Origin of the sequence: Streptomyces tamarix (genome assembly GCF_032423885.1) — a bacterium.
GTDB lineage: Bacteria > Actinomycetota > Actinomycetes > Streptomycetales > Streptomycetaceae > Streptomyces > Streptomyces tamarix.
Genome location: NZ_JAWCTQ010000047.1, coordinates 12,806 through 38,013, shown reverse-complemented (window position 1 = coordinate 38,013; position 25,208 = coordinate 12,806). Strand labels below are relative to the sequence as shown.

Sequence of the window (25,208 nt, the reverse complement as noted above, 5' to 3'; positions counted from 1 at the left end):
GAGGACCGGCCCTTCGGCGCGCCCGCGCGCGCAGGGCTGCCGACGGGGCCGTCAGGCGCGTAGGCGCAGCCCCCTCGGGGTGGCGTGGAAGCCCGCGGCCTCCAGGGCACGGGAGAGGGGGGACGTCAGGGCGGCCGCGCCGTTGACGCGCTCCACCGTGACCGTGCCCAGCGCGCCCGCGGCGGCCGCCAGTGCCTCCGCGGCGGCCCGGAGGGCCGGGTCCTCCGGGTCGAGGGGCCAGGACAGCAGGGTCTTGCCGCCGCGCTCCACGTACAGCGTCAGCTCGCCGTCCACCAGGACCACCAGCGAGCCCGCCTTCCGGCCCGGCTTGTGGCCCGCGCCGGTCGGCGGCTCGGGCCAGGGGAGGGCCGCGCCGTACGCGTTGGCCGGGTCGGCGGCCGCCAGGACGACGGCCTGCGGGGCGGCGGACCCTTCGGCGCGCTCCCGGGCCGACGCCGCCGCCCGCAGCCGGTCCACGGCCCCGTCCATCGCGAACTGGGCGGCGCCCAGCCCCTCCACGACGTAGCCGCGGCGGGCCTGGCCGCTGTCCTCGAAAGCGGACAGGACCCGGTACGTGGCGGAGAAGCCGCCCTCGACGCCCTCGGCGGCCACCGCGCCGCGCGTGACCACGCCGTGTCGGTCCAGCAGCGTCCGGGCCAGGGCGTGGGCGCGGTGCGTGGGCTCGGGCTCGGCGGGCGGCAGCAGGGACCAGCGGCCGCTCACCGTGGGCGGGCCGGAGCGGGACGCGGGGCGGACGGCGGCGGTCGGCGTGCCGTACCGGCCGCGCGGGACGGGGCGCCTGGCCCGGTGCGCCGTGGAGCCCGCCGTACGGCCGGAGCCGAGTACGGCGCGCAGCGGGGCGAGGGTGTCGTTGGTGAGCCGGCCGGACCAGGCGAGGTCCCACAGGGCGTCGGCGAGCTGGGTGTCCGTGGCGTCCGGGTGCGTGGTCGCCCGGACCTGGTCGGCGATCTGACGGAAGAACAGCCCGTAACCGCCGGACAGGGCGGCGAGCACGGACTCGTGGAGCGGCGTCGGCTCCAGCGGGTGCGGCGGCGGCAGGAGCAGCGGCGCGGTGTCGGCGAGGTACAGGGACACCCAGCCGTCCTTGCCGGGCAGCGAGCCCGCACCCGCCCACACGACCTCGCCGGTGGTGGTCAGCTCGTCGAGGAGCTGGGGGCCGTAGTCGCGGACGCGGGACGGCAGGACCAGCTTCTCCAGCGCCGACGCGGGTACGGGCGCGCCCTGCAGCTGCTCGATCGCGCGGGCCAGGCCGTCGATGCCGCGCAGCCCGCCGCTCCCCACGTGCTGCCACTGCGGCAGGAACGTGGCGAGCGCGGCCGGCGGGACCGGCTCCAGCTCCTGGCGCAGCGCGGCCAGGGAGCGGCGCCGCAGCCGGCGCAGCACCGCGGTGTCGCACCACTCCTGGCCGATGCCCGAGGGGTGGAACTCGCCCTGCACGACGCGGCCGTCCGCGGCGAGGCGGTGCAGCGCCCCGTCCGTGACGGCCGTGCCGAGGCCGAACCGGGCGGCGGCCCGCGCGGACGTGAACGGGCCGTGGGTGCGCGCGTAGCGCGCCAGGAGGTCGCCCAGCGGGTCCTTCACCGGCTCCGTGAACGCCTCGGGGACACCGACCGGCAGCGCCGTGCCCAGCGCGTCGCGGAGGCGGCCGGCGTCCTCGACGGCCGCCCAGTGGTCGACGCCCGCGATCCGGACCCGGATCACCCGACGGGCGGCCGCCAGCTCCTCGGGCCAGGCGGGGTCGGCGCCCCGCTCGACCAGCTCGGCCTCCGTGAGCGGGCCCAGCACGCGCAGCGCGTCGGCGACGCCCTCCGGGTCCTTCACCCGGCGCTCGTCCGTACGCCACTGCAGCTCGCGCTCCAGCTCGGCCAGCACCTCCGGGTCGAGCAGCTCGCGCAGCTCCGCCTGGCCCAGCAGCTCCGCCAGCAGCCGCGAGTCCAGGGACAGGGCGGCCGCGCGGCGCTCGGCGAGCGGGGAGTCCCCCTCGTACAGGAACTGGGCGACGTACCCGAACAGCAGCGAACGGGCGAACGGCGACGGCTCGGGCGTGGTGACCTCCACCAGCCGGACGCGGCGCGACTCGATGTCCCCCATCAGCTCCTGGAGGCCCGGCACGTCGAACACGTCCTGGAGGCACTCGCGGACCGCCTCCAGGACGATCGGGAACGAACCGAACTCGCTCGCCACCTGGAGCAGTTGCGCCGCGCGCTGGCGCTGCTGCCACAACGGGGTGCGCCTGCCGGGGTCGCGCCTGGGCAGCAGCAACGCACGGGCGGCGCACTCCCGGAAGCGGGACGCGAACAGGGCCGAACCGCCGACCTGCTCGGTGACGATCCGGTCGACCTCGCCCTTGTCGAAGACGACGTCGGCGGCGCCGACGGGTACCTGTTCGCTGTCACACTCCGGGCCCGGCGCGACCGGTTCCTGGTCCAGCAGGTCGAGGCCCATCAGATCGGCGTCCGGCAGGCGCAGGACGATGCCGTCGTCGGCGTGCATGACCTGGGCGTCCATGCCGTACCGCTCCGCGAGCCGGGCGCCCAGCGCGAGCGCCCACGGGGCGTGCACCTGCGCGCCGAACGGCGAGTGCACCACCACGCGCCAGTCGCCCAGCTCGTCGCGGAACCGCTCCACGAGGACCGTCCGGTCGTCCGGCACGTGCCCGCAGGCGCGGCGCTGCTCGTCCAGGTACGCCAGGACGTTGTCGGCGGCCCACGCGTCCAGGCCCGCAGCGGTCAGCCGCGCCCGCGCGTCGTCCGGTGCCAGCGAACCGACCTCCCGCAGGAACGCCCCCACCGCCCGCCCCAGTTCGAGCGGACGGCCCAACTGGTCGCCCTTCCAGAACGGCAGCCGGCCCGGCACGCCGGGTGCGGGCGACACCAGCACCCGGTCGCGCGTGATGTCCTCGATCCGCCACGACGACGTACCGAGCGTGAACACGTCGCCGACGCGCGACTCGTACACCATCTCCTCGTCGAGCTCCCCGACCCGGCCCCCGCCCCGCTTCGGATCGGCGCCCGCCAGGAAGACCCCGAACAGGCCCCGGTCGGGGATCGTGCCGCCCGAGGTGACGGCCAGGCGCTGGGCGCCGGGGCGTCCCGTGACCGTCCCGGCGACCCGGTCCCACACCACGCGCGGGCGCAGCTCCGCGAACGCGTCCGACGGATAGCGCCCGGCGAGCATGTCCAGCACGGCCGTGAACGCCGACTCGGGCAACGACGCGAACGGGGCCGCCCGCCGCACCAGCGCCAGCAGGTCGTCGTAACTCCACGTGTCCAGCGCGACCATGGCGACGAGCTGCTGGGCCAGCACGTCCAGCGGATTGGCCGGGACGCGCAGCGACTCGATCGCGCCCTGTCGCATCCGCTCCGTCACCACCGCCGCCTGCACCAGGTCGCCCCGGTACTTCGGGAACACCACGCCCCGCGACACGGCACCCACCTGGTGCCCGGCGCGGCCCACGCGCTGGAGCCCGGACGCCACGGAGGGCGGCGACTCGACCTGGACGACCAGGTCGACCGCGCCCATGTCGATGCCCAGCTCCAGGCTGGACGTGGCCACCACGGCGGGCAGGCGGCCGGCCTTCAGGTCCTCCTCGACCAGGGCCCGCTGCTCCTTGGAGACCGAGCCGTGGTGCGCCCGCGCCAGCAGCGGCGGTGCGCCCTTGGCGGCACCGGACTGGGCCATCAGCTCGGCGGGGGAGGCGTCGGCGGGCAGCGCTTCGCCCGTGGCCCGCTCGTACGCGATCTCGTTGAGCCGGTTGCACAACCGCTCGGCCAGGCGCCGCGAGTTGGCGAACACGATCGTCGACCGGTGCTCCTGCACCAGGTCCGCGATCCGCTCCTCGACGTGCGGCCAGATCGACGGCTTCCCGCCGGGGCCGTCGCCCGCGTCGGCGGCCGGCGAACCGCCCAACTCGCCCAGGTCCTCGACGGGCACCACCACGGACAGGTCGAACTCCTTGCCGGACGGCGGCTGGACCACCTCGGCCTTCCGCCGCGGCGACAGGAACCGCGCCACCTCGTCCACCGGCCGCACCGTCGCGGACAGGCCGATCCTGCGCGCGGGGCGGGGCAGCAGCTCGTCGAGCCGCTCCAGGGACAGCGCCAGGTGGGCGCCCCGCTTCGTGCCCGCCACGGCGTGCACCTCGTCGAGGATCACCGTCTCCACCCCCGCCAGCGCGTCGCGCGCGGCGGACGTCAGCATCAGGAACAGCGACTCCGGCGTGGTGATGAGGATGTCCGGCGGGCGCGTCGCCAGCGACCGCCGCTCGGCGGCCGACGTGTCCCCCGAGCGGATCCCGACCCGCACCTCCGGCTCCGGCAGCCCCCGCCGCACCGCCTCCTGGCGGATGCCCGTCAGTGGGCTGCGCAGGTTCCGCTCCACGTCGACCGCCAACGCCTTCAACGGCGACACGTACAGCACCCGGCAGCGCTTCTTCGGGTCGGCGGGCGGCGGCGCGGACGCCAGCCGGTCCAGGGCGGCGAGGAAGGCCGCCAGCGTCTTGCCGGACCCCGTCGGGGCGACCACCAGCACGTCCGAGCCCGCGCCGATCGCCCGCCACGCCCCTTCCTGGGCGGCGGTGGGCGCGCTGAACGCCCCCGTGAACCAGCCGCGGGTCGCGGGGGAGAAGGAGTCGAGTGCGGTCCCGGCCATGCCCCCCATCGTGCACCCCACCACTGACAACCGGCGTCCACACCGCGGACCGGCAGGTCAGCGAGGTGCGGGCGGGCGCAGAATGGGGACATGGCGACCACCCCGGACGGCGGACGGCCCGACGAGTGGGCCCGGCACTGGCAGTACCCGGGCCTGCCCGGCCTCGACCTGCTGCGCGCCCGCTACGTCCGCCACTCCTTCTCCCGCCACAGCCACGAGGGCTACGTGCTGGGCGCCGTCCGCCGGGGCATCGAGGACGTCGTCATGCCGGAGGGCACGATCAAGGCCCGTCCCGGCACCGTCGTCATGATCAACCCCGAGGTGCCGCACTCCGCGCGCGCCGGGGTGCCCGAAGGCTGGTCGTACACCACGCTCTACCCGTCGTCGCGGCTGGTCGCCGGGATCGCCGAGGAGGAGACCAGTCTGCGCGGCACGGTCGCCTTCGGCGAGACCATCGTCGAGGACGAGAGCACCGCCCGGCTGATCGGCGCCGTGCACCGCGCGGCCGAGGAGGGCAACGCCCTCGCCGCCGACAGCATCCTGCGCGTCGCCGTCGCCCGGCTGCTGCGCCGCCACGGCCGGACCCTCCCGCAGCGGACCCCGCGCCCGGCCGGAGCCCGCACGGCCGCCGCCGCGCGCGAGGTGCTCCTCGACCGCATGACCGGGCCGCCGTCCCTGGAACAGCTCGCCCGGGAGCTCGGCACCAGCCCGTTCGCGCTGCTGCGCGCCTTCAAGGCGGCGTACGGGATGCCGCCCCACACCTGGCTCACCAACGCGCGCGTACGGGCCGCCCGCCGCCTCCTGGAGGCGGGCAGGGCACCCGGCGACGCGGCCGTGGCGGTCGGCTTCACCGACCAGCCCCACCTCAACCGCCACTTCACCCGGATCGTCGGCGTCCCGCCGGGCGCCTACCAGCGGGAGCGCGCAAGAACGTACAAGACCGGGAGCGCGGAGCGGCCTTAGCGTGCCGGGCGTGGCAGAACAGTCAACACCATCAGCAGCACCCATGGCGGAGCACGCCGCGCACGCGGACGCGGCGCGGCACACGGACGCGGCGAAGCCGGACCGGGCCGTCGTACGGGACTCCCTCGGGGTCGGCGTCGCCGTCGGCCTCTCCGGTTTCGCGTTCGGCGTCACCTCGGTCGGCGCCGGGCTCGACCTCCTCCAGACCTGCGCGCTCAGCCTGCTCGTCTTCACCGGTGCCTCGCAGTTCGCGCTCGTCGGCGCGCTGGCCGCCGGGGGCAACCCGTTCACCGCCGCCGCGGGCGCCTTCTTCCTCGGCACCCGCAACGCCTTCTACGGGCTCCGCCTCTCCCAGCTCCTGGCCCTCCCGCGCGCGCTGCGCCCGCTCGGCGCCCACTGGGTCATCGACGAGACGACGGCGGTGGCCCTCGCCCAGCCCACGCGTCGCGCCGCCAGGATCGGCTTCACCGTCACCGGCCTCACCCTGTACGTGCTGTGGAACCTCACCACGCTCGCCGGTGCCCTGGGCGCGGAGGCCGTCGGCGACACCGGCGCCTGGGGGCTCGACGCCGCCGGACCGGCCGTCTTCCTCGCCCTGCTGGCCCCGATGCTCCGCTCCACCACCGACCGCGCCGTCGCCGGCCTGGCGGTGGTCCTGGGGCTCGGGTTCCTGCCGGTGCTGCCCGCCGGCGTGCCGGTGCTCGTCGCGGCGCTGGCCGCCCCCGCCGTGCTGTGGCTACGAGGACGCGAGGAGGACCGGCGATGAGCGCCACCACCGTCTGGGTCGCGATCGGCCTGACCACCGCCGGCTGCTACCTGCTGAAGCTCGGCGGTCTGCTGGTGCCGGCCGACACCCTGGAACGGCCCCTCGTGCGGCGCCTGGCGGCGCTGCTGCCGGTCGCCCTGCTCGCCGCGCTCACCGCGCAGCAGACGTTCAGCGCGGACGGCGCGCTCGTCGTCGACGCGCGCGGAGCGGGTCTCGCCGCCGCGGCCCTCGCCCTGGTGCTCCGCGCGCCGTTCCTGGTGGTCGTCGCCGTGGCCGTGGTGGTCACGGCCGGGGTGCGGGCGCTGGGCGGCTGACGCGCGCGGCGGCGGGCCGGGCCCGTCAGCCGACGCTGCGGCCGTACGCCCGCAGCGTGCGCAGCGCCTCGATCGTGACGATCGGCCGCGACTCCAGGGCGGTGCCCGGCGCCCACTGCCGCCAGCCGACCGGCCAGCCGCCGTCATCGGACTGCGCGGCCACCAGGTGGTCCAGGGAGCGGGCCATCTCCTCGTCGGTGAACCACCGCCGGGCGAGCGAGTCCGGCACGCGCGCGTAGTCGTGCGGGAAGTGGTACTCGCCCGGCGCGTACCCGGGGGCGAGCGGATACGCGTCGGCCCGCTCCGGCTCCAGCACCGCCAGCCGCTGTCCCCGCACCACCCGGCCCAGCCGGTCGGCCGCCGCCTCCGCCCGGGCCCGGTCGGGGACCCCGTCGAGGAACGCCACGGCGGCCTCGGCCTCGTACGGGTGCGTCGGCCGGTCCCTCCCGATCGCGTCGACCGCCGCCCAGCAGAAGTCGGTGGCGCGGAACAGCCACGCGTGCCAGACCTGGTTGCGGTGGAGCAGCCCGACCACGGGTCCCGTGGTCAGTAGGTCGCTCGGCGGGTCGTCGACGACCGGGACGAACGGCGCGACGGGATAGCCGCGCACCGACGGGTGGACGGCGGGCAACGCTCCGTCGCGGGTGGAGACACCGGTCAGGTACCGGCAGACCCGCTCCACGCGCAGCCCGCCGCACCGGTCGATCGAGTCGAGCACGCGCAGCGCGTGCGCCGTGTGCAGCGGCTGGCTCACCGGGCCCCGCACGTCCGGCTCCAGGGCGTGCCCGTAGCCGCCGTCCTCGTTGGCGTACGGGACGAGGGCGGCCTCCACGGCGTCGGCGCCCCCGCCCAGGAAGTGGTAGGCGAACCGGCGTTGTTCGAGGACGCGGGCCGTGAGCCAGACGAACTGCTCGGCGCGCGCGAGGGGGGTTCCAACCATGTGTCGACCCATGTTCCGACCGTAGGGCGGAAAGGGCCTCCGGCAAGCGGCCGGGGACGGTCTGCACTCTCAGGAGCGCGATACTGGACGCATGCGGTTGACGATTTTCTGGGAGCGCATGGCGGACCACTTCGGCGCGGCCTACGCCGAGTCCTTCGCCCGCGACCACGTGATGTCCGAACTGGGCGGCCGGACGGTGTACCAGGCGTTCGACGCCGGTTGGGAGGCGAAGGACGTGTGGCGTGCCGTGTGCGCGGCCGTCGGCGTCCCCGCCGACAAGCGCTGATCCGGGGCCGGGCCGCACGCCGGGTCCGGGTTGTCCACAGGTTGAGCGCGGTGTCGCCGACGTGCGCGACACTTGCCCCGTGGCCCCGACTGACGAGACACAGAACCCCGCCCCCGACTCCGATCCGCCCGCTGAGCCCGCCGCCGATCCGGCGGGTTCCGCGGGTTCGGCGTCGGGGCCGACCGGTGCGCAGACGCCGGCCCCGGCCGGCGGACCGGCCCCGGCGACCGCGGGCGCCGCCAGGATGCCGCGCTGGCTGCCGAAGGCGATGACTCTCGCGCTGGCCCTCTACGCCTGCTTCCAACTGGGCAGCTGGGCGTTCCACCAGCTCATCGGGTTGCTGATCAACATCCTGATCGCATTCTTCCTCGCCCTTGCCATCGAGCCCGCGGTCGGCCGCATGGCCGCGCGGGGGATGCGCCGGGGCCTGGCGACGTTCCTGGTGTTCCTGGGGGTCCTCGTCGTGAGCGTCGGCTTCGTCGTCCTCCTCGGGTCGATGCTCGCCGGTCAGATCGTCGACATGGTCGAGGACCTCCCCAAGTACCTCGACTCGCTGGTCAACTGGATCAACCACACGTTCCACACCGAGCTCTCCCGCGTCGAGGTCCAGGACAGCCTGCTGCGCTCCGACTGGCTCCGTCAGTACGTGGAGAACAGCGCGAGCGGCGTGCTCGACGTCTCCGCCACCGTGCTCGGCGGCCTCTTCAAGCTCCTGACGATCTTCCTGTTCTCGTTCTACTTCGCCGCGGACGGCCCCCGCCTGCGCCGCGCCCTGTGCTCCGTCCTCCCCCCGGCGAAGCAGGCGGAGGTGCTGCGGGCCTGGGAGATCGCGGTCGACAAGACCGGCGGCTACCTCTACTCGCGCGGGCTGATGGCCCTGGCGTCCGGCGTGGCGCACTTCGTCCTGCTGGAGTTCCTGGGCGTTCCCTACGCGCCCGCGCTCGCCGTGTGGGTCGGTCTCGTCTCGCAGTTCCTGCCCACCATCGGCACGTACCTGGCGGGCGCGCTGCCGATGCTGATCGCCTTCACCGTCGCCCCCTGGTACGCGCTGTGGGTGCTGGCGTTCGTCGTCGTCTACCAGCAGTTCGAGAACTACCTGCTCCAGCCGAAGCTCACGGCGCGGACCGTGGACATCCACCCGGCGGTGGCCTTCGGCTCCGTCGTCGCGGGCACCGCGCTGCTCGGCGCGGTCGGCGCGCTGATAGCGATCCCCGCGGTCGCCACGCTCCAGGCGTTCCTCGGCGCGTACGTGAAGCGGTACGCGGTGACGGAGGACCCGCGGGTGCACGGCCACCGCCGGCACGGCGAGATGGTGCTGGCCCGGGTCCAGCGGGCGCTGCGCACCGGGCGGGGCCAGGAGCCGCCCGAGGACGGCGCCTGACCCCGGAAGGCCGCCTTCCGGAGCCGTACGGGACGGGGCGCGAGACGGTCGCGCCGTCCTCGTACGGGGTCCGCAGACCGGTGACGCCCGGCGCCGCGCGACCGCGCCGAGGAGCGCCTCGACGCGCCGCCGTACGCCCGTGCTCCGTGCCCCGTACCGCCCGCACACCGCGTACCCCGTACGCCCGCACCCCGCATCCCGTCCGTCCGAGCCCCGCACCCCGTCCGCGTCGTCCCGTTCCGCGATGCGCACCGTCGCGCCGGCCCGTGCCGTGCCGGCACCGCGCGGGCCCGCTGCGGGTCCGTCCCGGGCGGGGAGGAGCCGTCGGGGTGGGCGCCGCCCACGGACGGTGAGACCGCGGCGCTCCCGGCGACCGGCACCACCCGCAGCGGCACCGCCCCCAGCGGTGGCGGTGCGGGAAGGCCACCGGGCGCTCGAAGGCGCTCCCGCGCCGCAGTCCGGCCGCTCGCCGACGGTGTCCTTCGCGGTCGTGGCCGACGTCCTCCCGCAGGGGCTCCGGGAAGCCCGGCTCACAGGTAGGAGGGGCCGGTCACGCGGTGCCGGAAGACGTACCACGACCAGACCTGGACGGCGACGAGCGGGGGCGTCACCACGAGCAGGGCGGGGACGAGCAGGACGAGCGTGGCGTGGTCCGCCGCCGACCGGGCCAGCGGCAGCGCCACCCCCGCGGCCACGGGGACGGCGGCCATGAGGACGGCCGTCAACGCGAACGAGTGCACCGCGCGCGTACGCCCGACGAGCCGCCTGGCCCGCTCGTACGGCAGCCCCGTAAGCCGGACGGCCGCGAAGCCCAGCCCGTGCGCGGCGAACAGCGCGGCGACGGCGGCAGCCGTGACCAGCGCCACCGCCCCGGACGCGGGCCTCTCCGGGGTGCCGCCGAGCACCCCGGCCAGCAGCCAGCCCCACGCGAGGGCCACCGTCCAACTGCCGCACACCACCGCGCCGTCGCACCCCGCCCGCCAGGCCCGCCCCGCCCGGCCGGTGACCCGCCCCCGCAGCCACAGGCCCGAGTCGCGGACGACCCAGCCGACCAGCAGCGGCACGATCACGGCGAACTGACCGCTCAGCAACTCGCCCTCCAGGACCGGGAAGCAGCCGACGAGCAGCCCGGCGGTGGCGACCAACCACACCTCGTTGCCGAGGAGGAAGGGCGCGAACGAGGCGATGACCAGCCGCCGCTCGCGGTCGGTGCGCCCCAGGTAGGGCGCGACCATCCCGGTCCCGACGTCCGCTCCGGCGAGGACGAAGTAACCGGCGGCGTAGAAGCCGAGCAGGGCGATGGCCAGGGTCTCCACGGAAAGCTCCTCGGGTCAGTAGCGCGGGACCGGCAGGGCGCCCGCGGGGTCCTCACGGCCGCCGGGGTCCGCGTCCGGCCGCTCGTCGCGGCCCAGGCCCACGTCGGCGGGGCCGCGCCGGGCGTGCCGCACCAGCAGCCAGGCGTTGACGGCGACGAGCAGCGCGAACAGGGTGGTGAAGGTCGCCAGGGAGGCGCGCATCGCGGCGGGGGAGAGGTCGGAGACCGCGTCCTCGGTCTTCAGCAGCCCGTACACCACCCAGGGCTGGCGGCCCGCCTCCCGGAACACCCAGCCGCTGATCATCGCGACGTAGGGCAGCGGTACGGCGGCGATCAGCGCCACGTGCCACGCCCGGAACCGGAAGACCGCCGTCCGGAAGAAGGCCAGGACGAACCCGGCGAGGGTGAAGTACATCATCAGGCCGAAGGCGATCAGCATGACCAGGGCGCCGCCCCGGGTCCACGCCTCCGGCGGGACGTAGTCGCCCGGTCCGAAGCGGGCCGCCAGCTCCGCCTGGAGACGGGCGATCTCCGCCGTCTCCTGCTGGAACACCGCCGACTTCACGGGCTGCAGCGTGGCGAGGGACGACATCTGGAGTCCGCCGAAGACGGCCGTCACCACCAGCGCGGGGAAGGACAGGAACACCCCGACGCGCAGGCTCCGGCCGAAGAACGCCCACTCCGGGGTCCGCCGGAACAGGTGGTACGCGCTGACGGCCGCCATGAAGAACCCCGCCGTGAGCAGCGCACCGGCCACGATGTGCCCGAAGGCCAGCAGGGCGCTCGGGTTCGTCAGGACGGCGACCGGATCGTCGAGGACCAGCCGGTCGCCCTCCACGCGGTGCCCCACGGGGTTGTTGAGGAAGCCGTTCGAGACGAGGATCCAGTACGCCGACGCGTACGCGGTGAGGGTGACGATCCAGATGGCCGCGAGGTGCGTCCAGCGGCCCAGCCGGTTCCAGCCGAAGATCCACAGGCCGAGGAAGGTCGACTCGACGAAGAACGCCACGATCGTCTCCACGGCGAGCGACGCCCCGAGGATGTTGCCCGCCTGGTGCGTCAGACCGCTCCAGCTCAGCCCGAACTGGAACTCCATGACGATGCCCGTGACGATCCCGACGGCGTAGTTGACGACGTACAGCTGCCCCCAGAACCGCACCAGGCGGGCGTCGAGGTCGCCGCCGCCGAACGTCGCCCTCGTCTGCAGGCAGGCGACGACGGTCGCGAGGCCCAGGGTGAGGGCGACGAACAGGAAGTGGCCGCCCGCGGTGAGCGCGAACTGCAACCGGGCGAGACCGAGGACTTCCGAGACGTCTGGATTCACGCCGCCAGCATCGGAGTACGGCTGCGCCCCCGTCGTCGCCCACCGGTCGTCAGTGCGGGTACCCCACCGGTTGCGACCTCCTACGCGCGCGTACTCCGGTGGTCGCACCGGAGGGGCCCGGAGCCTCGGGGGTGCGTCGGGGTGGGGATCAGGGTCGGGCCGGTGACGCCGGCGTCCGCGCGGCACCGGGGGCCGAGGGGCCGGGTCAGGCGAGCCAGCCGGGCGTGATCATCCCCGACTCGTACGCGAGGATCACCAGCTGCGCCCTGTCGCGGACGCCGAGCTTCGTCATGATGCGGCTGACGTGCGTCTTGGCGGTGGCGGGCGACAGGACCAGCCGCCGGGCGATCTCGTCGTTGGACAGCCCCGCGCCGACCAGGCCCATCACCTCGCGCTCCCGCTCGGTCAGGGCGTTCAGCCGCGGGCTCGGGTCCGGCTGCCGGCCGCGGCCCGCGAACTCGGCGATCAGGCGGCGGGTCACCGCCGGCGCGATCAGCGCGTCACCGCGCGCCACCACCCGCACGCCGTGCAGCAGCTCCATCGGCTCGGTGTCCTTCACCAGGAAGCCCGACGCGCCCGCGCGCAGCGCCCCGTACACGTAGTCGTCGACGTCGAACGTGGTCAGGATGACCACGCGGACGCCCTCCAGCCGAGGGTCCCCGGTGATGCGGCGAGTGGCCTCCAGGCCGTCCGTACCGGGCATGCGGATGTCCATCAGGACGACGTCCGGGCGCAGCTCCCAGGCGAGGGCGACGGCCTGCTCGCCGTCGGCGGCCTCGCCCACGACCTCGATGTCCGCCTCGTCGGCCAGGATCGACCGGAACCCGGCGCGTACGAGGGTCTGGTCGTCGGCGAGCACGACGCGGATCATTCGGTCCCCTTGGTGGTGGTGAGGCTGCTGGTGAACGGGAGGCGGGCGGAGACCTGGAAGCCGCGGCCGGTGTTCCCCGCGGTGAACTCGCCGCCGAAGGCCCTGGCCCGCTCCGCCATGCCGCGCAGGCCGCTGCCGCGCGCGTGGGCGTCGGGCGAGCCCTCGCCGTCGTCCTCGATCCGCAGCCGCAGCCCGTCGTCCGCCCAGGACAGTGTGACCAGCACCCCGCGGGCGCGCGCGTGCCGGGTCACGTTCGTCAGGGACTCCTGCACGATGCGATACGCGGCGAGGTCCAGGGCGGGCGGCAGCGGCCGAGGCGTGCCCTCGGTGCGGGTCACGACGTCCAGGCCGGCCGCGCGGGCCCGGTCGACCAGCGCGTCCAGCCGGTCCAGGCCCGAGGCGGGCGCGGTGGGCGCGGCCTCGTCGGCCTGGCGCAGCGCGCCGAGCGTGCCGCGCAGTTCCCGCAGGGCGTCCTTGCTGGTCGCCCTGACCGCCTCCAGTGCCTCCGCGGCGATGGGCAGGGCGTCGGCGGCGTCGGACCTCCCGGCCAGCCGGTGCAGGGCGGCGCCGGACTGGACGCTGATCAGCGAGAGGCTGTGGCCGAGGACGTCGTGCACTTCGCGCGCGATGCGCAGCCGTTCCTCGGTGGCGCTCTGGCGGGCACGGGCCTCCTGCTCCCGCTCGGCCGCCAGGGCGCGCTGCTCGACCTCGTGGAGGTACGCGAGGCGGGCGCGCTGCGCGCGGCCGACCGCGACCAGGCTGATCAGCCAGCCCGCCAGCATCACCAGGGACGTGTCGTCGATCTGGCGCCGACCCGGGTCCTGGCGGATCTCGCCCAGCCCGACCGCGAGCAGCGTCGCGGAAGCCAGGGCGACGGCGGCCACGAACCGCCCCTCGGCGGCCGTCGTGTACAGGGCCAGGGCGAACGTGACCATCAGCGGGCCGTCGTACGAGCTCGTCGGGTAGTAGGCGACCGAGGCCAGGAGGGTGACGACGGCGACGGCCACCGGCCTGCGGCGCCGGAACAGCAGCGCGCCGCACCCCGCGGCGAGCAGGCACCAGCCGAGGACGGTGCGGGAGAAGGCCTCGCTCCCCGGGGCCGCGGAGGCGATGGAGACGGCCGTCCAGCCGGCCACGAAGGCGGTGACGACGGCGGTCACGGCCAGGTCGGCCGTCCGCGCGGACACCCGGCCGCGCCGGACGGGGGAGGGGAGGGCCATGCCAGGAAGGATAGGCGCCGCCCGGGGCGCGACGGGCCGCCGAGGTGGTGCCCGCCCCCGCGCCGACACGGCCGCCCCCGGCCCGGTACGGCCCGGTACGGCCCGGTCGGGCGGGCGTGCCCGTCGCGTGGGGCACCTCACATCCGCAGGGGGCCGCCCGCGCCGGCCCCGGTGGTCGCGGCACCCTGGAAACGCCCCTGTCCACAGGGGCGTGGCTCGCTTGACACTAAAATCGAACATCCATTCTTATGAGGGCGTGGCCTGGTCCTCCGCCTGCTGCGGCGGGGGTTTTCCACAGGCCGGGAGGTGCGTCGAGGCGCGTTGTCAGTGGCAGGGGTTAGCGTCTTTGACGTGAAGCGATCGACTCAAGCAAATCGGGTGGAACCCATGGCAGGAACCGACCGCGAGAAGGCGCTCGACGCCGCGCTCGCACAGATTGAACGGCAATTCGGCAAGGGCGCCGTGATGCGCATGGGCGAGCGGTCGAACGAGCCCATCGAGGTCATCCCGACCGGCTCCACCGCGCTCGACGTGGCGCTCGGCGTCGGCGGCCTGCCGCGCGGCCGCGTGGTGGAGATCTACGGCCCGGAGTCCTCCGGCAAGACGACTCTGACCCTGCACGCCGTGGCCAACGCGCAGAGGGCCGGCGGGCAGGTCGCCTTCGTCGACGCGGAGCACGCCCTCGACCCCGAGTACGCCAAGAAGCTCGGCGTCGACATCGACAACCTGATCCTCTCCCAGCCCGACAACGGCGAGCAGGCCCTGGAGATCGTGGACATGCTCGTCCGCTCCGGCGCGCTCGACCTGATCGTCATCGACTCCGTCGCCGCGCTCGTGCCGCGTGCGGAGATCGAGGGTGAGATGGGCGACTCGCACGTGGGTCTGCAGGCCCGCCTGATGAGCCAGGCGCTCCGGAAGATCACCAGCGCGCTCAACCAGTCCAAGACCACGGCGATCTTCATCAACCAGCTCCGCGAGAAGATCGGCGTGATGTTCGGCTCGCCCGAGACCACGACCGGTGGTCGCGCGCTGAAGTTCTACGCGTCGGTGCGCATCGACATCCGACGCATCGAGACGCTCAAGGACGGCACGGACGCGGTCGGCAACCGCACGCGCTGCAAGGTCGTCAAGAACAAGGTCGCCCCGCCGTTCAAGCAGGCCGAGTTCGACATCCTCTACGGCGAGGGCATCAGCCGCGAGGGCGGCCTGATCGACATGGGCGTCGAGCACGGCTTCATCCGCAAGGCCGGCGCCTGGTACACGTACGAGGGCGACCAGCTCGGCCAGGGCAAGGAGAACGCCCGCAACTTCCTCAAGGACAACCCCGACCTCGCCAACGAGATCGAGAGGAAGATCAAGGAGAAGCTGGGCGTCGGCGTCCGGCCGGACGCCGCGGCGGCGGAGCCGGCCCCGGACGCCGCGGTCGCGGCGGACGCCACGGCCGAGGCCGCGAAGACGGTGCCCGCACCGGCGGTGAAGGCAGCCAAGGCGACCAAGGCCACAGCGGCCAAGGGGTAACCCATGGCCCGGCGCACCGAATGGCCGGGCGGTGGCACCGACTCGTCGAGGGCCGAGAAGGAGCTGCCGCCCCAGGACCCGGCCGAGCAGGCGCGGGCGATCTGCCTGCGCCTGCTCACCGGGACGCCGCGCACCCGCAGGCAACTCGCGGACGCGCTGCACAAGCGGGGCATCCCGGAGGAGGTCGCCGACGAGGTCCTCTCCCGTTTCGAGGACGTCGGACTGATCGACGACGCGGCGTTCGCCGGGGCGTGGGTGGAGTCCCGGCACCACGGCCGCGGCCTGGCCCGCCGCGCCCTCGCCCGGGAGCTGCGCACCAAGGGCGTCGACTCCGCCCTGATCGACGAGGCGGTCGGCCGGCTCGACGCCGAGCAGGAGGAGGCGACGGCCCGCGAGCTCGTCCAGCGCAAGCTGCGCTCCACGCGCGGCCTCGACCGCGACCGCCGCCTTCGCCGCCTCGCCGGCATGCTCGCCCGCAAGGGCTATCCGGAGGGCCTCGCCCTCCGCGTCGTCCGCCGGGCCCTGGAGGAGGAGGGCGAGGACACCGACGACCTGGACTTCGACGGCACCTGACGGCCGGCGCGTCACCCGGCCGGTGGCCCGCCGGCGGCCCGTCCGGGCCCGGCGGCCCGGCGCCGGTCAGGGGACGTTGGCGGCCTCCCCCCGGGCCTCGGCCGCGGCCTGCCCCGGCGCGTCCCCGAGCAGGGCGTCCGCCGCCGCGCGGAGTGCCGCCGGATGGACGCCGGCGAAGGCGGCGGTCAGATGGCCGTCGGGTCGTACCAGCAGCACCGTGTGCGCCGCCGCACCCGGATACGCCTCCGTGACGAGCAGCTCGCCCCGTACGGGCAGGGACCGCACCGTCTCGGCCAGCCGCGGCATGACCCCCGCGGTGACCCAGTGGCGCCGGTCCCACACCCCGGTCCCCGGCGCGACGAGCACCACCAGCACGCCCCGCCCCAGCCGGTCCCGGAGCCGTCCCGCCGTGCCGTCGGGGGCGGTCACCGGCACGTCGGCGACCGGCGAGCCCGGAGCCGTACCGACCTCCACCCCGCCCTCCACGTCCGCCGGTGTGAGCGGTGAATGCGGGTAGGCGGGCGGGGCGCCCAGCGGCCCGCGCCCCAGGTGCCCGTCGGTCAGCAGCGCGTCGTGCCCCCGCGCACCGCCCCGCAGGTACGTCCGCAGCCCGCCCCCGCCCCGCAGCACCGGCAGCGACTGGTCCGCCGCCCGCAGCCGGGCGGCCACCGCCGTCCGCCGCTCCGCCTGGTAGCTGTCGAGCAGCACCTCCGGCGACCCGCCGCCGTGCCACGCCCGCGCCAGCTTCCACGCCAGGTTCTCCACGTCGCGCAGGCCCTCGTCCAGGCCCTGCGTGCCCAGGGCGCCCAGCAGGTGCGCGGCGTCCCCCGCCAGGAACGCCCGGTCGACGCGCCAGCGCCGCGCGAGCCGGTGGTGCAGCGTGTACACACCGGTGTCGATCAGCTCGTACGGGGGCGTGTCGCCGCACCACCCCGACAGCGTCTCCCGGATCCGCCGCACGAGGGCCTCCGGCGTCACCAGGTCCCCGCGCGGCGGCAGCAGCCAGTCCAGCCGCCAGCTCCCGCCCCCGAGCGGGCGCGCCGCCACCTCGTCCCCGCCGCCCCGCCACGGCGGCCGGCGGTGCAGCACGCCCTCGTCGGGCCACGGCAGTTCGGTGCGGAGCGTCGCGACGGCGTGGCGCTCCACCGCCGTACGCCCCGGGAAGCGGATGCCCAGCAGCTTGCGCACCGTGGACCGCGCACCGTCGCAGCCCACCAGGTGACTCCCGCGCCACCACGTCGCACGCGCCCCGCGGGTGTGCGCCGCGACCCCCTTCGCGTCCTGCTCCAGCGCGTCCAGGCGGCAGTCCGTGACGACCCGCACGAGCCCGGCCGCGGGCGGCGACGCGAGGGCCGCGCGCAGCGCGCCCGCCAGCGCGTGCTGCGGAACGTGCAAAGGCGCCGCGACGCGCTCGCCGAGCCCCCCCTCGTCGTCCTCGCCGTCCGCCGCGCCGTCCGGCGCGTCCGCGAACGTCAGGTGCCGTACGAGCTGCCCGCGCCGCATCGTCCGCCACCCGTTCCACCGGACGCCCTCGCCCCCCAGCGCCCCGGCGCCGCCCAGCCGCTCCACGAACGAGGCGGTGTCGGCCCGCAGGACCACCGTCCGGGCGGGCCGGTACTCGTCCTCAGCCGTCCCCTCGTCCAGGACCACCGACGGCACGTCCTGCGCGGCCAGCGCGAGGGCCAGCGCGAGCCCGACCGGCCCCGCACCGACGACGATCACCGGGTCCACGGCGTGACTCCTGCGACTTCTGTGACCCGGATGGACCTACGGCGAACAGGGGAAACGCGTGCACGTGCGACTGGTACCCGGTGAGTGATCACAGAACGTATGCAACCCACTGCGTGTTCTTGCGTCAAGTGACGGCGGAACACGCGGGACGGCGGCGCCGCGTGCCGCGGGCGGGCCCGAGCGGCGCGCGGGACGGAAGACCGGGCGCGCCGCCCCGCCGCGGGGCGGTTCTGGGACGGCGGACGAGAAGAAGCCCGGCGGACGGCCCGAAAGCCGTCCGCCGGGCAGGTGCGGACACCGCCGGCCCCCGCCGGTGTCCGCTACTTCCGGACGTCCGGCGCGGCGTGGGGACCGATGTCGTCGGCGGGCGTCCCCGTGGCCCCCAGGACACCGGGCGCCTCCGCCGGTTCGGCCGCGGCGGCCACGCCGATCCCGGTCTTCGCCCTCCGGCCGCGCCGCTCGATCCAGTTGGCGAGGGCGGAGAGCGCCAGGCACATCGCGACGTAGATCACACCGATCACGATGATGGTCGAGACGTACGGGTACTGCCCGTTGACCTGCGTGTTGCTCGCGATGAGCCGGGCCGCGTACAGCAGCTCCGGGTACAGGATGATGAAGCCGAGCGACGTGTCCTTCAGCGTCACCACGAGCTGGCTGATGATCGTCGGCATCATCGCCCGCACCGCCTGCGGCATGAGCACGCTGGTCATCACCTGCGTCTTGCGCAGGCCCAGCGCGTACGCCGCCTCCCGCTGGCCGCGCGGCACCGAGTTGATGCCGGCGCGCAGCACCTCGGCCTGCACGCACCCGTTGTAGAGGGAGAGGCCCAGGGCGAGCGCCCACATCGAGTGGTCGGTGAGGAAGCCGACCCACACCGCGTAGATCGTGATGAGGAGCGGGATCGAGCGGAAGACCTCGATGAAGGCCGTCGCCAGCCACCGGACCGCACTGTGGTCGGACAGCCGCCCCACCGCCAGGACCACGCCCAGGACCAGGGAGCCCACGGCGGCGATGCCGAAGGCCTTGAGCGTCGAGATCACACCCTCGGCGATGTTCTGCCGGATGCCCGCGTAGTTGAAGATGTCCCACATCGCGGGGGCGAAGTGCCCCTTCTCGGCGAGGCGGGCGATGCTGACGCCGGCCACCGCCAGCACGGCGAGCGTACCGAGCACCGCGTAGACGCGGTTGCGTGCGATCGCCTTGGGGCCGGGGGCGTCGTACAGGACACTGCCGCTCATCGCGCGACCTCCAAACGTCGCTCCAGCAGACGGAAGACGCCACTGATGGTGAACGTGATGACCAGGTAGCCGAGCGCCACCCAGAAGAAGAGGGACACGATGTCGTAGCCCTGATCGCTCAGCAGCTTCTGCCAGCCGAACAGTTCGGTGACGCTGAAGGCGCCGGCGATCGCCGAGTTCTTCGTCAGCGCGATGAAGATGGAGCTGAGCGGCGGGAGCACCGTCCGGGTGGCCTGCGGGAGGATGACGAGCCGCAGGGTCTGGCCGAACGACATCCCGATCGAACGCGCCGCCTCCGCCTGACCCAGCGGAACCGTGCTGACACCGGACCTGACCGCCTCGGCGACGAAGGCCGAGGTGTAGAGGCCGAGCGCGAGCGCGCCGAGCACGAAGGTGCTCATGCCGGGGAAGAGGATCTCCGGCACGACGAAGAACGAGACGAGGAAGAGCAGCGTCAGCGGCGTGTTCCGCAGCAGGGTCACCCAGGCCGCGCCGAAGAACCGCAGGGGGGGCGCCGGCGAAACGCGGAACGCGGCGATCAGGATGCCCAGCAGGAGGGCGATCACGCTGCTCACAACGGTGATCGACAGCGTTCCCAGGAAGCCGGCACGGAAATCCGAAAAGTGGTCGAGCAATACATTCATGAGGTCTCCGCGTCGGCGGCGGCAGGGACGGGGGAGTCAGGACAGGGGGCGGCGCGCCCCGCACGCGTCGTGTGCGGGGCGCTCGCCGGGGAGGGCGTCAGTAGCGCTGGACGGCCGGCGGCTCGACGAAGGGGGATCCCGACAGGCCCAGCGTGGCCTCGTAGATCTTCTTGTACGTGCCGTCCTTCACGCGCTTCTCCAGCGTGGAGTTGACGAAGTCGCGCAGGGCCTTGTCGTTCTTGTCCATGCCGATGCCGTAGGGCTCCTCGGTGAACGGCTTGCCGATGACCTTGAGCTTGGTCGGGTTCGACGCGGCGTACCCCTTGAGGATCGAGTCGTCCGTCGTGACGGCGTCCACCTGGCCGGTCAGCAGCTGCTGCACGCAGTCGGAGTACTTGGCCAGCTCGGTCGTCTGCGCGCCGTACTCGGGCTTCTTGATCTCCTGAAGCGGCGTGGAGCCCACGATGGAGCAGACCTTCTTGCCCTTCAGGGTCTCCGGGCCCGTGATGGCCTTCTCGTCCTTGCGCACGAGGAGGTCCGCGCCGGCCTTGTAGTACGGGCCCGCGAAACCGACGAGCTGCTTGCGCTTGTCGTTGATCGTGTAGGTGCCGACGTAGTAGTCGACCTGCCCCTTGGAGATCGCCGTCTCACGGACGCCCGAGTCGACGGTCTTCCACTCGATCTGGTCCTCGCCGAAGCCCAGGTCCGCGGCGACCATCCGGGCGATCTCGATGTCGAAGCCGGAGCGCTTCTTGGTGGCCTGGTCCTCGAAGCCGAGGTAGGGCTGGTCCGCCTTCGAACCGATGATCAGCTTGCCGCGCTTCTTGGCCTCCTGGAACGTCGGCGAGTCCAGCGTGACGTTCTGGGCGACGGCGTACTCCGGCAGTTCCGGCGCGCCGGACTGACCCGGCTTGACGGACTGCGGGTCGCCGGCGGAACCCTCCTTGCCGCCGCACGCCGTGGCGGTCAGCGCGAGGACGAGGGCCGCTGCAGCGGCGGCGGAGGCCTTGCGGAGCTTCATGTGAACATCCCTCAAGTCGTAGGTCGGTGCTCGTCAGTGGTGCAGGATCTTCGAGAGGAAGTCCTTCGCACGGTCGCTGCGCGGGTTGCTGAAGAACTGGTCGGGCGTCGCCTCTTCGACGATCTTCCCGTCCGCCATGAAGACCACCCGGTTGGCGGCCGACCGGGCGAAGCCCATCTCGTGGGTGACGACGACCATGGTCATCCCCTCGCGGGCGAGCTGCTGCATGACCTCCAGCACCTCGTTGATCATCTCCGGGTCGAGAGCCGAGGTCGGCTCGTCGAAGAGGATCACCTTGGGGTCCATCGCCAGGGCGCGGGCGATCGCCACGCGCTGTTGCTGCCCGCCGGAGAGCTGGGCCGGGTACTTGTCCGCCTGGGTGGCCACCCCGACCCGGTCGAGCAGCCGCCGGGCCTTCTCCTCCGCCGTCTTCTTGTCCGTCTTGCGGACCTTCACCTGGCCGAGCATGACGTTCTCCAGGACCGTCTTGTGCGCGAACAGGTTGAAGGACTGGAAGACCATGCCGACGTCGGCACGCAGCCGGGCGAGTTCGCGGCCCTCCGCGGGGAGCGGCTTGCCGTCGATCGTGATCGTGCCCGAGTCGATGGTCTCCAGGCGGTTGATCGTGCGGCACAGGGTGGACTTGCCGGACCCGGAGGGACCGATGACGACCACGACCTCGCCCCGCGTGATGGTCAGGTCGATGTCCTGGAGCACGTGCAACGCGCCGAAGTGCTTGTTGACGTTGCTCAGCACCACCAGGCTGTCTGCCGCCGCTACGGCGCCGTCACTGCCCTTGGCCACTGACACTCCGCTCATCATGCTCCGTCCTCGTCGGTTGGGGAGGACCTTAATCACGGCCCGAGAGCAGCGTCATCACATCTGAGCGGAAATTGAGCATAACGATACGGCCGCGGGCGGGTACGCTGCGTGAACGGGACCACCGGCCCGGGTACGGGTGCATAACGGAACCGCGGTACAGGCCCCCACCCTCTTGACTGATACGCCCGCCATCGGCATGGATGCCGTGATGCATGACGTCAGGATGTCGCCGGGACGAGCGGCACACCACCGGAGGGAGGCCATGAGACTGCTCCTCGTCGAGGACGACGACCACGTGGCCGCGGCCCTCTCCGCCGTGCTCAGGAAGCACGGGTTCGCCGTCACGCACGCCAGGAACGGCGAGGAGGCCCTCAAGGCGGTCCTGCCCTCCGGCGACGCCGGGAGGACGCCCTTCGGCGTGATCCTGCTCGACCTCGGCCTCCCCGACCAGGACGGTTACCAGGTCTGCGGAAAGCTCCGCAAGCTCACCGGCACCCCCGTGATCATGGTGACGGCGCGGTCGGACGTGCGCTCCCGCATACACGGGCTGAACCTCGGCGCCGACGACTACGTCGTCAAGCCGTACGACACGGGCGAGCTGCTCGCCCGCATCCACGCCGTCAGCCGGCGCGCCGCCGGCGACGCGGAGGACACCGGGCCCCTGCCGGTGGCCGGTTCGCCCGCGGCACCCCTGCGGCTCGGCCCCGTCGTCGTCGAGCTGCCCACCCGCCGGGTCAGCGTGGACGGCGCGGCCGTACAGCTCACCCGCAAGGAGTTCGACCTGCTCGCGCTCCTCGCCCAGCGGCCCGGCGTGGTCTTCCGCCGCGAGCAGATCATCAGCGAGGTGTGGCACACGAGCTGGGAGGGGACGGGCCGCACGCTGGAGGTCCACGTCGCGTCGCTGCGCGCCAAGCTGCGGATGCCCTCCCTGATCGAGACCGTACGGGGTGTCGGGTACCGCCTCGTCGCCCCCGCCGCCCCGTCGGTGACCCGGTAGGGCCGACGCCCGACGAAACGGCCGGCGACCTGTGCGTACGCGTCTCCTCCCCCTGCTCATCGTCCTCATGGCGGGCGTGCTCCTCGCGCTCGGCTTCCCGCTCGCGGGCAGTCTCGCCGCCGCACGGCAGCAGAAGGTGGTCGTCGACCGGATCGACGACACGGCCCGCTTCGCCGCCATCGCCCAGGACGCCACCGGGGCCGGCCCCGGCGTCGACGAGCGGCGCGTGACCCTCCAGGGCGAACTCGCCCGGTACCACGACGTGTACGGGATCAAGGCGGGCGTGTACTACCGCGACCGCACGGCCCTGGCCGCCGCGCCCGGCGGGTGGACCGTACCGGAGGAGGGGGAGCTGAACCGGGCGTTCGGCGAGGCCCTGCTCGGCCGCCGGTCGCACGATCCGCCGCAGGTCTGGCCCTGGCAGGACGACCCCCGGCTGGCCGTCGCCTCACCCGTGGTGCGGGACGGGGACGTGGTCGCCGTGGTGGTCACCGACTCGCCGACGGGGCAGCTGCGCTCCCGCATCCTGCACGGCTGGCTGCTGATCGCGCTGGGGGAGTGCGCGGCGATGCTCCTGGCCGTCGGTGCCGCGTTCCGGCTCACCGGCTGGGTGCTGAAGCCGGTCCGCGTCCTGGACGCGGCCGCCCACGACATCGCGACGGGACGGCTCACCTCGCGGGTCGCCGCGTCGGGCGGCCCGCCGGAACTCAGGCGCCTGGCCCGGTCGTTCAACGAGATGGCGGACCACGTCGAGGAGGTGCTGGAGCAGCAGCGCGCGTTCGTCGCCGACGCCTCGCACCAGCTCCGCAACCCGCTCGCCGCGCTGTTGCTGCGCATCGAACTCCTCGCGCTGGAACTGCCCGAGGGGAACGAGGAGGTCGCCTCCGTCCGCACGGAGGGCAAGCGCCTCGCCCGGGTCCTCGACGACCTGCTGGACCTGGCCCTGGCCGAGCACGCCTCCGCGGACCTGCGGCTGACGGACATCGGGCAGTTGGCGGCCGAACGCGTCGCGGCCTGGCGCCCGCTCGCGGACGAGAAGGGCGTCCGCCTGACCGGCCGCGGGCCCGCGGCCGTCACCGCCTGGGCGGACCCGGTGGCGCTCTCCAGCGCCCTGGACGCCGTGATCGACAACGCCCTCAAGTTCACCCCGCCGGGCGAGGAGGTGACCGTCGGGACGGCGGCGAGCGGCGACGCGTCGACGATCGTCGTGGCCGACCGCGGACCGGGGCTCACGGACGAGGAGCTCGACCGGGTCGGCGACCGCTTCTGGCGCAGCGGCCGACACCAGAACGTCAAGGGCTCCGGCCTCGGCCTGTCCATCTGCCGGTCCCTGCTCGCCGCGGGCGGCGGCTCGGTCACCTTCGCCCACAACGACCCCCGCGGCCTGCGCGTGACCCTCACGGTGCCGCGCACGGCGCCCGAGGAGACGGCACCCGCCGCGCCCCCGCGTGAGACCGCGTGAGACCCGCGCGGGAGGCCGCGGGCCCGGGCGGCCGGGCTACGGCTTGACCGAGCGGTAGTAGCGGCGGGCGCCCTCGTGGAGGGGCAGCGGATCGGTGTAGACCGCCGTGCGCAGGTCCACCAGTTGCGCGGGGTGGACCACGCGGCCGATGCGGTCCCGGCTCCCGATCACGGTGCGGGTGACGGCCTCGGTGAGCCCGGCGTCCATCCGGTCCGTCGTCACGAGCAGGTTCGCCACGGCCACGGTCTGCACCGGCTCACGGCTGGGGATCCTGGCGTAGGCGTCCATGGGGATCATGGCGGAGCGGTAGTGGCGGTTGAGGCCGTCCTCGCCGCCCGCCGTGCCGGTGCCGGAGCCGTGCCCGGCCCCGAGGGCGTGCACGGCGTCGAGCAGCTCCGTCTCCAGGGGGACCAGCCGGACCGGGAAGCGCTCCGAGAGCCGCAGGATGGCGCTGGTCGGCAGCCCCCCGGACCAGAAGAACGCGTCGAGCCGCCCCTCCTCCATCAGTTCCGGCATGGTGTCGATCCCGGCCGGCACCGCCCGCACGTCCGTGGCCGGGTCCAGCCCCGCCGCGGTCAGCAGCCGGTCCGCGAGCAGCCGCACCCCCGATCCGTCCTGCCCGACCCCCACCCGCAGGTCGCCCAGGTCGCGCACCGAACCGACCGTCGACCCCTGCGGGACCACCAGCTGGACGTAGTCGTCGTACAGCCGGGTGCAGCCGCGCAGACGCTTCCAGCCGGGCCGCCTCTCCTGGACGTACGTCGCGACGGCGTCGGCCGTGGCGATGGTGAAGTCGGCCTCGCCGGACGCCAGGCGAGCGAGGTTCTGCTGGGAGCCCTCGCTGTCGCGCAGCTCCGTCGCCACCCCGGGCAGGTCCCGCCGGAGCGCCTCCCGCAGCAGCTCGCCGTACCGCTGGTAGACGCCGCTCGGAACCCCCGTGCTGAACGTGATCCTCCCCCGCGGCCCGGTGTCCCCGGCCGGCCAGAGCCACCAGGCCAGCACGGCCGACACGACCAGCAGCACGGCGCCGGCCCGCACCGCCCGGCGGCGCGGGGGGCGGGGCGGCGAGGGCGGGGCGGAGAACATGGCGCGATCCTGCCAGCCCGCCCCCGCCGGAGGGAACCCGTGCTCCCCGCCGCTCCCGGGCCACC

The 25,208-nt window shown here is 74.2% G+C and carries 21 protein-coding genes; 9 read left to right on the top strand and 12 right to left on the bottom strand.

What is annotated here, in order from left to right; all coding sequences use genetic code 11:
- Positions 1–51: 51 nt before the first annotated feature.
- A complete protein-coding gene (locus RND61_RS27455; protein ID WP_315880813.1) occupies positions 52–4,671 on the bottom strand; it encodes an ATP-dependent helicase in 4,620 nt (1,539 codons plus the stop codon).
- 90 nt (positions 4,672–4,761) lie between these two features.
- Between RND61_RS27455 and RND61_RS27450 the strand changes: the two genes are divergently transcribed.
- The 3 genes from RND61_RS27450 to RND61_RS27440 are packed head-to-tail and all read left to right on the top strand — an operon-like array spanning position 4,762 to position 6,714.
- Positions 4,762–5,634, top strand: a complete 873-nt coding sequence (locus RND61_RS27450) for a helix-turn-helix transcriptional regulator (protein WP_315880812.1) — start codon at positions 4,762–4,764, stop codon at positions 5,632–5,634.
- Between the two features lie 43 nt (positions 5,635–5,677).
- On the top strand, positions 5,678–6,400 hold the full coding sequence (locus tag RND61_RS27445) for an AzlC family ABC transporter permease (protein ID WP_315880827.1): 723 nt from the start codon (positions 5,678–5,680) through the stop codon (positions 6,398–6,400).
- On the top strand, positions 6,397–6,714 hold the full coding sequence (locus RND61_RS27440) for an AzlD domain-containing protein (RefSeq protein ID WP_315880811.1): 318 nt from the start codon (positions 6,397–6,399) through the stop codon (positions 6,712–6,714). The genes RND61_RS27445 and RND61_RS27440 overlap by 4 nt, the downstream gene beginning before the upstream one ends.
- Positions 6,715–6,739: 25 nt before the next feature.
- Here the strand turns inward: RND61_RS27440 and RND61_RS27435 are convergent, their stop codons facing one another.
- A complete protein-coding gene (locus tag RND61_RS27435; RefSeq protein ID WP_315880826.1) occupies positions 6,740–7,654 on the bottom strand; it encodes a hypothetical protein in 915 nt (304 codons plus the stop codon).
- Positions 7,655–7,745: 91 nt separating this feature from the next.
- Here RND61_RS27435 and RND61_RS27430 point away from each other — a divergent pair, with 91 nt between their 5' ends.
- Positions 7,746–7,940: a DUF3046 domain-containing protein gene (locus RND61_RS27430; protein WP_315880810.1), complete on the top strand. Its 195-nt coding sequence runs from the start codon at positions 7,746–7,748 to the stop codon at positions 7,938–7,940.
- A gap of 79 nt (positions 7,941–8,019) precedes the next feature.
- Positions 8,020–9,321, top strand: a complete 1,302-nt coding sequence (locus RND61_RS27425; RefSeq protein WP_315880809.1) for an AI-2E family transporter — start codon at positions 8,020–8,022, stop codon at positions 9,319–9,321.
- A gap of 530 nt (positions 9,322–9,851) precedes the next feature.
- Here the strand turns inward: RND61_RS27425 and RND61_RS27420 are convergent.
- From RND61_RS27420 to RND61_RS27405, 4 genes are all read right to left on the bottom strand, one after another.
- On the bottom strand, positions 9,852–10,637 hold the full coding sequence (locus RND61_RS27420; RefSeq protein WP_315880808.1) for a cytochrome d ubiquinol oxidase subunit II: 786 nt from the start codon (positions 10,635–10,637) through the stop codon (positions 9,852–9,854).
- A 15-nt stretch (positions 10,638–10,652) separates the two neighbouring features.
- Complete coding sequence (locus RND61_RS27415; protein WP_315880807.1) at positions 10,653–11,960, bottom strand: cytochrome ubiquinol oxidase subunit I; 1,308 nt, start codon at positions 11,958–11,960, stop codon at positions 10,653–10,655.
- A gap of 205 nt (positions 11,961–12,165) precedes the next feature.
- Complete coding sequence (locus RND61_RS27410) at positions 12,166–12,831, bottom strand: response regulator transcription factor (protein WP_315880806.1); 666 nt, start codon at positions 12,829–12,831, stop codon at positions 12,166–12,168.
- Complete coding sequence (locus tag RND61_RS27405; protein WP_315880805.1) at positions 12,828–14,051, bottom strand: sensor histidine kinase; 1,224 nt, start codon at positions 14,049–14,051, stop codon at positions 12,828–12,830. The genes RND61_RS27410 and RND61_RS27405 overlap by 4 nt, the downstream gene beginning before the upstream one ends.
- Before the next feature lie 387 nt (positions 14,052–14,438).
- On the opposite strand from RND61_RS27405, the gene recA reads away from it, so the two are divergent.
- Both recA and recX read left to right on the top strand, forming a co-directional pair.
- Complete coding sequence (gene recA, locus RND61_RS27400; RefSeq protein WP_315880804.1) at positions 14,439–15,569, top strand: recombinase RecA; 1,131 nt, start codon at positions 14,439–14,441, stop codon at positions 15,567–15,569.
- A gap of 3 nt (positions 15,570–15,572) precedes the next feature.
- Positions 15,573–16,142 (top strand): recombination regulator RecX, encoded by a 570-nt coding sequence (gene recX, locus RND61_RS27395; protein WP_315880803.1) that lies wholly within the window; start codon positions 15,573–15,575, stop codon positions 16,140–16,142.
- 66 nt (positions 16,143–16,208) lie between these two features.
- On the opposite strand, the gene RND61_RS27390 is transcribed toward recX, so the two are convergent.
- The 5 genes from RND61_RS27390 to RND61_RS27370 form a co-directional block, all read right to left on the bottom strand.
- Positions 16,209–17,873, bottom strand: coding sequence for an FAD-dependent monooxygenase (locus tag RND61_RS27390; RefSeq protein WP_315880802.1), 1,665 nt, complete (start codon positions 17,871–17,873; stop codon positions 16,209–16,211).
- Positions 17,874–18,193: 320 nt separating this feature from the next.
- Positions 18,194–19,111: an amino acid ABC transporter permease gene (locus RND61_RS27385; RefSeq protein WP_315880801.1), complete on the bottom strand. Its 918-nt coding sequence runs from the start codon at positions 19,109–19,111 to the stop codon at positions 18,194–18,196.
- Complete coding sequence (locus RND61_RS27380; protein WP_315880800.1) at positions 19,108–19,755, bottom strand: amino acid ABC transporter permease; 648 nt, start codon at positions 19,753–19,755, stop codon at positions 19,108–19,110. Before RND61_RS27380 ends, RND61_RS27385 begins: the two co-directional genes overlap by 4 nt.
- Positions 19,756–19,852: 97 nt before the next feature.
- Complete coding sequence (locus tag RND61_RS27375) at positions 19,853–20,776, bottom strand: glutamate ABC transporter substrate-binding protein (protein ID WP_315880799.1); 924 nt, start codon at positions 20,774–20,776, stop codon at positions 19,853–19,855.
- A gap of 33 nt (positions 20,777–20,809) precedes the next feature.
- Positions 20,810–21,595, bottom strand: coding sequence for an amino acid ABC transporter ATP-binding protein (locus tag RND61_RS27370; protein WP_315880798.1), 786 nt, complete (start codon positions 21,593–21,595; stop codon positions 20,810–20,812).
- Between the two features lie 265 nt (positions 21,596–21,860).
- On the opposite strand from RND61_RS27370, the gene RND61_RS27365 reads away from it, so the two are divergent.
- Positions 21,861–22,595 carry a response regulator transcription factor gene (locus tag RND61_RS27365; protein WP_315880797.1) on the top strand — a complete coding sequence of 245 codons (735 nt, stop codon included), beginning with the start codon at positions 21,861–21,863 and terminating at the stop codon, positions 22,593–22,595.
- Between the two features lie 31 nt (positions 22,596–22,626).
- Positions 22,627–24,057: a sensor histidine kinase gene (locus tag RND61_RS27360; RefSeq protein ID WP_315880796.1), complete on the top strand. Its 1,431-nt coding sequence runs from the start codon at positions 22,627–22,629 to the stop codon at positions 24,055–24,057.
- Positions 24,058–24,093: 36 nt separating this feature from the next.
- On the opposite strand, the gene RND61_RS27355 is transcribed toward RND61_RS27360, so the two are convergent.
- Positions 24,094–25,143: a TAXI family TRAP transporter solute-binding subunit gene (locus tag RND61_RS27355; protein WP_315880795.1), complete on the bottom strand. Its 1,050-nt coding sequence runs from the start codon at positions 25,141–25,143 to the stop codon at positions 24,094–24,096.
- Between the last annotated feature and the right edge of the window lie 65 nt (positions 25,144–25,208).